The 1,694-nt window shown below is 57.9% G+C and carries 1 rRNA gene; it reads right to left on the bottom strand.

What is annotated here, in order from left to right:
• Positions 1 to 169 precede the first annotated feature (169 nt).
• Positions 170 to 1,690: ribosomal RNA gene (locus KD1_RS15855) — 16S ribosomal RNA — on the bottom strand.
• Positions 1,691 to 1,694 lie beyond the last annotated feature (4 nt).

Raw genomic sequence — 1,694 nt, 5'->3', positions numbered from 1 at the left:
AGCGGTCACGCGGCCAGTACTGGCACCCACACGACAAGCACGATGTCACCATGATCGATGTTCCACCCAACACACCCGGCCGCCACACACACGGCAACGAAACCAGGCAACACACCCAACACCACAAAGGGCGGGGTGTGTCATGTGTCCAGAGCACTAAGCTCCTTAGAAAGGAGGTGATCCAGCCGCACCTTCCGGTACGGCTACCTTGTTACGACTTAGTCCCAATCACCAGTCCCACCTTCGACGGCTCCCCCCACAAGGGTTGGGCCACCGGCTTCGGGTGTTACCGACTTTCGTGACTTGACGGGCGGTGTGTACAAGGCCCGGGAACGTATTCACCGCAGCGTTGCTGATCTGCGATTACTAGCGACTCCGACTTCATGGGGTCGAGTTGCAGACCCCAATCCGAACTGAGACCGGCTTTCTGGGATTCGCTCCACCTCACGGTATCGCAGCCCTTTGTACCGGCCATTGTAGCATGCGTGAAGCCCAAGACATAAGGGGCATGATGATTTGACGTCATCCCCACCTTCCTCCGAGTTGACCCCGGCAGTCTCCCATGAGTCCCCGGCATAACCCGCTGGCAACATAGGACGAGGGTTGCGCTCGTTGCGGGACTTAACCCAACATCTCACGACACGAGCTGACGACAACCATGCACCACCTGTACACCAGCCACAAAGGGCGCACCCATCTCTGAGCGATTCCGGTGTATGTCAAGCCTTGGTAAGGTTCTTCGCGTTGCATCGAATTAATCCGCATGCTCCGCCGCTTGTGCGGGCCCCCGTCAATTCCTTTGAGTTTTAGCCTTGCGGCCGTACTCCCCAGGCGGGGCGCTTAATGCGTTAGCTGCGGCACAGAACCCGTGGAATGGGTCCCACACCTAGCGCCCAACGTTTACGGCATGGACTACCAGGGTATCTAATCCTGTTCGCTACCCATGCTTTCGCTTCTCAGCGTCAGTAATGGCCCAGAGACCTGCCTTCGCCATCGGTGTTCCTCCTGATATCTGCGCATTTCACCGCTACACCAGGAATTCCAGTCTCCCCTACCACACTCTAGCCTGCCCGTACCCACTGCAAGTCCGGAGTTGAGCCCCGGATTTTCACAGCAGACGCGACAAACCGCCTACAAGCTCTTTACGCCCAATAATTCCGGACAACGCTCGCACCCTACGTATTACCGCGGCTGCTGGCACGTAGTTAGCCGGTGCTTCTTCTGCAGGTACCGTCACTTGCGCTTCTTCCCTGCTGAAAGAGGTTTACAACCCGAAGGCCGTCATCCCTCACGCGGCGTCGCTGCATCAGGCTTTCGCCCATTGTGCAATATTCCCCACTGCTGCCTCCCGTAGGAGTCTGGGCCGTGTCTCAGTCCCAGTGTGGCCGGTCGCCCTCTCAGGCCGGCTACCCGTCGTCGCCTTGGTAAGCCACTACCTCACCAACAAGCTGATAGGCCGCGAGCCCATCCCGAACCGAAAAACTTTCCACACCACCCCATGCGAGGCGACGTCATATCCAGTATTAGCACCAGTTTCCCAGCGTTATCCCAGAGTCCGGGGCAGGTTACTCACGTGTTACTCACCCGTTCGCCACTAATCCACCCAGCAAGCTGGGCATCATCGTTCGACTTGCATGTGTTAAGCACGCCGCCAGCGTTCGTCCTGAGCCAGGATCAAACTCTCCGTAAAAAAC

Source organism: Kribbia dieselivorans NBRC 106261, assembly GCF_001552435.1.
GTDB classification, from domain to species: domain Bacteria; phylum Actinomycetota; class Actinomycetes; order Actinomycetales; family Dermatophilaceae; genus Kribbia; species Kribbia dieselivorans.
This window is presented reverse-complemented; position numbering and strand designations above follow the sequence as displayed.